Source organism: Pseudomonas sp. GM33 (genome assembly GCF_000282295.1).
Classification (GTDB): Bacteria; Pseudomonadota; Gammaproteobacteria; order Pseudomonadales; family Pseudomonadaceae; genus Aquipseudomonas; species Aquipseudomonas laurylsulfatiphila.
This window is the reverse complement of the sequence record NZ_AKJO01000085.1, coordinates 87,235-94,057: the sequence shown is the minus strand read 5'-3', so window position 1 is coordinate 94,057 and position 6,823 is coordinate 87,235. Positions and strand designations below refer to the sequence as shown.

Sequence of the window (6,823 nt, the reverse complement as noted above, 5' to 3'; positions counted from 1 at the left end):
GGAAAGAAAAACGCATTGGCATAGCCGTCGCTTTCGGCCGGGGAGTGGCCGTTGTGTTCGTGGGTGCTGAGGGTGTGCAAGCCAAAACCCATGTTCGCCGAGGGGTCGATGGGCAGGGCGTTGTAGTGTCGCATCAGCACCGGTTGGCCGTAGCGCACCATCAACAGTTTTGGCGGAAAGGTGCCGTCGAAGGTCCAGAGCGCCTTGTGGTTCTGAATCGGCATGTTGGGGTGAAAACGCGTGTCGATGCCTTTGGTGGTGCCCGCGATGACCGGGGTGTCCGAGGTCTGGTTGTAGAGGCCGCCCGGCCCGAACTCACCAACGGCATAGTTGTGCAACTGGCGGCGGTCGCGCATGCCGCCGTTGAGCTTGGCGCCCGCTTGAGCGGTCTTGAAGGCGACCTGTGGGTAGAACTCGTTCCAGCGCTGATGGGACCAGCCTTTTCCTGGCGGACGACCTTCGGCCGGCGAGCCGACCGGATGGCGATTGAGGAAGGCTTCTATCTGCGCTTGCCACGGGTTGCGGTCCAGCGCGTTGGAATACTGTGACGGAAACGGGTACAGCCCGGGCTGGCGCATGAAGGCTTCGAGCGCCGCGGCCGAAGGGCCGCTGCGGGCGATGCTGTTCGGGTCCTGCACGGGCGCCGGGCCGACGGTCGGAGGCGGGAACGTCAGGGGCGGTGCTGGCAGTGTCGGGTCGAGTTTTTCCGTGCCGAATTCTTCGAACAACAGCAGTTGCTGAGTGTACGGCTGCGCCCCGAACAGCGGACTGGGCTTGCCGTTGGTGGGGATCTTGAACGATGTCTGCAGTGCTGGCGGCAGCACGTTCTCGGCCCGTGGCGTGTACCGGTCGCCATACACACCGTTGGGCAGGGCGATGGCGCCCTCGTTGGTGGGGGGCATGGTCAGAATGGCATCCAGCGCGGCCTGGGGGTCAGCCGGCGGGTTGGTATAGGCTGAGGGGTCGGTCGGCGGTGGCGGGCTGACATCGTCCAGTGGCGCAGCGTCTGCCGTGGCCAGGGAAAGGAGCATCGCACAAGGCAGGCTTGATCTGCGCAGCCGGTCGAAGGAATTGCATTGTGGTGTCGCGCTTTTCATTTTATGACCCCTCGCCTGATGTCCCGTCGTCTCCATGTCCGGGACGACCGCTGTTGTGGGCACAAGTGGGGGAGTGCAACTAATGAGCCATCATCCTGGCAAAAGAAAAAATTCAGGTAAATGAACAAGTTGTTGACTGGGTAGCCGGCAGCAGAACCGGGGGATATTCCTCCCATTTGGTGGTAATTACCCGGAAGGGTGGGTGAAGGACCCCAGTTATGGGGGATATGGCAGCCCGGCCTGAATGTTTAAGCTGATATCATTCAAGAACTACCCGTTGAGCAGAACAACATGAATCGTCGCAAGAAAATAAATCAGTTGTTAAAGGCTAACGCCAAAAAGGCAAGTGCCAAACTGGCACCGAAAAGCAAGGATAAGTACATCAGCAAGGCTGACCGATTGAAGCTGGCTGCCGAGGCGGCTCAAGACCCGGTTGTTGCCAGCGAGAGCTGATCTGCGCAGCTCACGCCCCCTTTTTCCAATCAGGGGGCTCTGCCACCACGAACTCAGCGAATACCGGCGCCCGCCATGGACTCCGGCACCCACTGCGCCGTCGATAGCGGCTCGATGTAGCGGATGCCGCCATGAGGGCCGACCACGCCATTGATGTTGTAGGTGCCTTTGGACAGGTCGTACGTCATGAAGGGCGTGGCATCCGGGACTTGCTGGTCATAGCTCTGGCTGAAGAAAGCGAAGGAGCCACGATACAACTGGCCACGGGTGTCGTATTGATCAGAGGCCACTGCGGCCCAGGTGTCTTCATCCAGGTAAAAGCGACGCTTCTGGTAGATGTGCCTGGCGCCGGGCTTGAGGTTGCCCTCCACGACGTAGACCCGGTGCTTTTCCCAGCGAACGAAATCCGGGGCAATGAAATTCGGCGTGGTCAGGGATTTGGCGTCGCGAGCGTAGGTGAGCTTGTAGGTGTTGTAGGGCACGATCATTTCCTGCTTGCCGACCAGCGTCCAGTCATACAGCTCGAGCGCACGGGCAGTACCGGGGTTGGGGGTGTCGTAGGCCAGGATCGAAATCTGCTTGACCCGGCGCTGGGCCGGCATGTACTGCCAGGCGCGACCGGGAAACTCCGTTGGATTGGTGGCGTTCTTGAGCATGATCGACTCGCCGGCTCGGCGCGCAGGCCCGGTATAGGACAGTTTCAACTGATAATAAATGTCCGAGCTGTTGAACGGCTTGGACATGTTCTCGTAGATGGGGAAGGAGACGAATGCCTCGCCGGTGACCGTCAGGCTCGGTACGCCGGCCGTGTCGACCGTCCAGGAGTCGTACTTGGAATGGATGTTGACGCCCTGGTAGCGCAGCAGGAAGTTCCACATCGCCTCGGCGCCTGATTGCGGGATCGGGAACGGCACTCCGGGCATCACATTGTCGATGGCAATCCCGCCGTTGAGGGACTTGGCATGGGTGGCATTCCTGCGGCTGTTGTCCAGTACCGCCTGGGGCAGCGATGCCGTGCGGTGGGTCGGATACACGTCGATGCGAAAGCCGGGGTAGCGTCTGGCCAATGCTACGGTGGTGGCCGTTAGCATGCCTTTGTACGAGTCGACGTTCTTGCCGTTGATTACCAGCAGCGGTTTTTCGCCGGCAAAAGGGTCCGGGCGCATGCTGTCGCCGTTCTTGAAACCGGGTGGGGCGGTGGTCAGGCCACCGTTGTAGGGCGGAATGGAGCCGTCGGCATTACCGGCCTTTTCGGCACCCACCCACGTCAGGCTGCTGCCCAGTCGGGCGGCTTCCTGGCTCGATACATAGGCTTGGGCATCGATGGCCAGCGCCATGAAGGGTACGGTAGCCAGAAGAGTTTTCACGAATTTCATATTGTTGTTCTCCTGCCTGGTGTTCCAGGCAACTCGTGACTCAGGCGCAGCGTCGCTTACGTCGACTCGTCGCCAGAGACCTTTTCAGTACTGCCATTAGATAACTCCCGTGTCAGGGGCGCTTTTCATTCGACGACAGCCCCTTGGCTATTGATGACACGTCCGGTAGGTCTCGGCGGGCATTCGATGGCGTGGTCGCTGGGAGTGACCGTCACTTGTTTGTATTTCCCAACGGAATCATTGAGTTACCGAATGGTCATAGCCATGGCTGAACACTGCCCGGATAAACGTTTCGAGCAGCCGTGACCCTTCCATAATCCCGACATTCAGGACGTTTTCATGAATCGCGCAGTAATCTTGATCTTGGCCATTTCCAGCGCCGTGTTGTTGGGAGGCTGCGGCCCGCATTGGGATGACGGAGAACGGTACGGGCGGTATCACGATCATGATCATCGACGTGGTTACGACTGGAGAGGGGACGATGATCAGGGTTATGACCGTGACGATGATCGTCGTGGCTATGATCGTGAACACCGTCGCTACCGTGATCGCGATGACAATGACGACTGATACGTCACATTGAAATGCAGGGGTTAGTCAGAGCCTGTGTCCGATGGCTGAGACAATCCATAGACAGCATCGCTAAAACGCCACTCGGTGGCAGATCGTGTGAAAACGCGGCCTGCCACCGAGTGGTGTTTCTTTGTCTGCGCCGCTTGCCGCCACTGCGGTTCTCGCGTCATAGAGGACGATGGAACCCATCATCCTGGAGGCGCTGGCCCGGGCAATACGCAGCGAATAAATTGCAGCCCGTCTCATACCCGGCACTAAAGTGAACAAATCATTGAAAAAAACGCTATAAGCTATAAATAAGATGATAGATGGCATATTGCTAGCAATCAGTCAGTGAGTTTCGCCAGTTTTGGCTCAGGGAGCCCTGATGAGTTTTCGTACATTGACCGACTCCCGGCGGCATTCGAGCCATTGCGAAGTGGCCGAGCTGCAACCCGTAAAGAGCCCGGATACTGTCGGCAAGGTCTACGCCGGCAATGACGACTCGATCGAGCACGTGCTGGACTCAGCGCGCCACTGGGCCCACAGCACAGCCTGGGTGTTCTACCGCGCCGGCGAACAGATGCATTGGGTCGGGCAAGGCGATCCACGGGTGCAATGGCCTTCGAGCATTGCCAATGAGGCGTTTGAAGCCTTTTGCCGGACTTCGAACTTGCACCGTTGGCCGACCGGCAGAGGCGAAAGTGAGCTGGGTTGGCTGCTCGCACCCGTCAATCAAGCTGCTGAACCTGCGCTCGCGGACTTTGCCCAGCGCCTGGGCATCGAGCTACAGACCAATACCCTGGCCCGTGCGCAGATCACCCAGCGTGTGCTCTATGAAATCACCTATCTGGCCAGTTCGACCCGTGATCGCTCTGTGTTCCTGGTGGGGGTTCACCGGCTGCTGGCCAGCCTGATCGACGCCGAGAACTTCTATCTCGCGCTGTATAACCCGCACACTGGCAAGATCGATTACCCGTATTACGTCGACATCATCGACGTCGATGCCCTGGAATCGGAAAACTATGAATACCTTGACCCTTCGCGCCTGTCGTTGACCGGGCAGGTGTTGACCAGTGGCCAGCCATTGCTGATCGACGCCGCCGGCATTCTCGAGGCCCAGGCACAAAACCGTTTCCACTGTGTGGGTGATCGTCCCGAGTTCTGGATGGGCGCACCGTTGAAAAACGCCTCGGATGACGTGTTTGGCATGCTGGCGATGCAGGTCTACGACGTTTCGCGAATCTACAGCGCAGAAGACCGCGCATTGTTTCTGGTGGTCGCCCGTCACGTGGCCATGGCGCTGGACCGGATCCTGCACCGTGAGGACCTGGAAGAAACGGTGATACGTCGCACCCTGGAACTGTCCGCACTCAACGATGCATTGCGCCAGGAAGTGGCGGAGCGGGAACGCGCCGAACATCTGCAGAGCGCGCTGTTCCAGATTGCCGAACTGTCCAGCCAGCCCGGTGACATGGCCGAGCTGTTCAAGACCCTGCATGGCATCGTCGGTGACCTGCTTTTCGCGCAGAACTTCTACATTGCGCTGTTCGACGACACCACCGGCGAGGTGACTTTTCCCTATTACGTGGATGAACGGCAGACGACCTGCCCGCCGGCACGGCGAGGGCGCAGGGGCCTGACCGAGTATGTGATCCGTCAGCGCCGACCTTGCCTGATCGACGTTGCCGAGGCCGAACGATTGCACGCGCAGGGTGAAATCGAAATTGCCCATGAGTCGGTACGCTCTTACTCCTGGCTGGGCATTCCCTTGTTCGAAGACGAGGCGGTGCGTGGCGTGCTGGCGGTGCAAAGCTATACCTCGAAGGTACGCTATACCCAGCGTGACCAGGAACTGCTGACGTTCGTGTCGCGGCACATCGACACGGCGCTGTCGCGACGCACGGCCGCTGAAGCGATCCATGCCGCCAACCTCAAACTCGAAGCCCGGGTGCAGAGCCGCACCCGCGAACTCGATCACGCCAATGCCAAGTTGCAGCACGAAAACGCTCACGATGCGCTGACCGGGCTGCCCAATCGCACCTACCTGCAACAGCGCCTCAATCTGGCCTGGTCGCGGTTCGGCCGCGAAGGCGGGCACCTGGCGGTGATGTTCATCGATCTGGACCGCTTCAAGATGGTCAACGACAGCTTCGGCCACCACTTTGGCGACCTGCTGTTGATGCAGGCGGCCCAGCGTTTGCGCGGTTGTCTGCGCGAGACCGACATGCTGGCACGCCTGGGGGGCGATGAGTTTTCGGTACTGGCGCCCGAGGCCCCGCTGGACGTGATGATCGAAATCGCCGAACGGATCCTGGTGGCGTTCGACCTGCCGTTTTTCATCAACGGCTATGAGGTTTTTTCGTCCTGCAGCATCGGTATCGTCAGCGCCGACAGTCAGTTCCATCACGAACCCGCCGACTTGCTGCGCGATGCCGATGCGGCGATGTACCGGGTCAAGAGTGCCGGCCGCGACAGCTACGCGGTGTTCAACCAGGAAGTGCGCCGTGAAGTCTCGGACCAGGTCGAGCGGGAAGGGGCCTTGCGCAACGCGCTCAAGCGTACTGACGAACTGCTGCCGTATTTCCAGCCGATCGTCAGCGTCGAAACCGGCGAGCTGCTGGCCCTGGAAGCGCTGATCCGTTGGCATCAGCCGGGCGGCCGGGTGATCGCGCCAGGCGAGTTCCTGCCGGATGTCGAAGGCTTGCGCCTGATCGGTCGACTGGACCTGTACATGCTGACCAGCATTGCCGCGATCCTCGCACAGCCCGAGCACGCCAATTGGCCTGCGGTGCACGTCAACTGTTCCAGCTACAGCATGACGCGCCCCGGCTTCGCCAGTGAGGTGCTGGAACTGTTGGCACAGCACCAGGTGTCGCCGTCGCGGATCTGCCTGGAGTTGACCGAAGGGGCGCTGGTTGCCGAGCCGGCGATTGCCCGACAGACCATGCAGCAACTGGCCGACAACGGCATGTCGGTGGTGCTCGATGACTTCGGCGCAGGGTTTTCTTCCCTGAGCTATGTGCATCAGTACCGTTTCAGCGGTTTGAAAATCGACAAGTCGTTCATCCTTGAACTGACCACCAGTTCCCGCAGTCGCGCGATCGTCCGGGCCATCGTGCGGATGGCCGAGTCGCTGGACCTGAGTGTGGTGGCCGAAGGCGTCGAGGATGAGGCGACACTGGAACTGCTGCGTGAAATGGGGGCAGGACAGGCCCAGGGTTATCACTTTGCCAAGCCGATGGCGTTGAAAGCGCTGTTGGCGAGTGAACTGCTCGGTCGCCAGGGATCAAGCGGATATCATGGCGCAAGCCAATACGGATGAACATTTTTCAAGGAGGGACT

The 6,823-nt window shown here is 59.9% G+C and carries 4 protein-coding genes and 1 pseudogene; 3 read left to right on the top strand and 2 right to left on the bottom strand.

The features are described 5' to 3' along the window. Positions 1-1,031, bottom strand: a pseudogene (locus PMI26_RS14775) (copper oxidase); the annotation flags it as partial. A gap of 357 nt (positions 1,032-1,388) precedes the next feature. On the opposite strand from PMI26_RS14775, the gene PMI26_RS30660 reads away from it, so the two are divergent. After that, positions 1,389-1,550, top strand: coding sequence for a DUF2986 domain-containing protein (locus tag PMI26_RS30660; RefSeq protein ID WP_007974875.1), 162 nt, complete (start codon positions 1,389-1,391; stop codon positions 1,548-1,550). A 53-nt stretch (positions 1,551-1,603) separates the two neighbouring features. On the opposite strand, the gene PMI26_RS14780 is transcribed toward PMI26_RS30660, so the two are convergent. Further along, positions 1,604-2,926, bottom strand: a complete 1,323-nt coding sequence (locus tag PMI26_RS14780) for a DUF1329 domain-containing protein (protein ID WP_007974874.1) — start codon at positions 2,924-2,926, stop codon at positions 1,604-1,606. Positions 2,927-3,265: 339 nt separating this feature from the next. On the opposite strand from PMI26_RS14780, the gene PMI26_RS31895 reads away from it, so the two are divergent. After that, positions 3,266-3,496, top strand: a complete 231-nt coding sequence (locus PMI26_RS31895) for a hypothetical protein (protein WP_007974872.1) — start codon at positions 3,266-3,268, stop codon at positions 3,494-3,496. Positions 3,497-3,866: 370 nt separating this feature from the next. After that, positions 3,867-6,803: a sensor domain-containing phosphodiesterase gene (locus PMI26_RS14785; RefSeq protein WP_007974869.1), complete on the top strand. Its 2,937-nt coding sequence runs from the start codon at positions 3,867-3,869 to the stop codon at positions 6,801-6,803. The last annotated feature ends 20 nt before the right edge of the window (positions 6,804-6,823 follow it).

What these genes read in the sequence shown, in the direction of transcription:
- PMI26_RS30660 (WP_007974875.1), top strand. Translation starts at nt 1,389, where the DNA reads ATGAATCGTCGCAAGAAAATAAATCAGTTGTTAAAGGCTAACGCCAAA.
- PMI26_RS31895 (WP_007974872.1), top strand. Translation starts at nt 3,266, where the DNA reads ATGAATCGCGCAGTAATCTTGATCTTGGCCATTTCCAGCGCCGTGTTG.
- PMI26_RS14785 (WP_007974869.1), top strand. Translation starts at nt 3,867, where the DNA reads ATGAGTTTTCGTACATTGACCGACTCCCGGCGGCATTCGAGCCATTGC.
- PMI26_RS14780 (WP_007974874.1), bottom strand. Translation starts at nt 2,926, where the DNA reads ATGAAATTCGTGAAAACTCTTCTGGCTACCGTACCCTTCATGGCGCTG.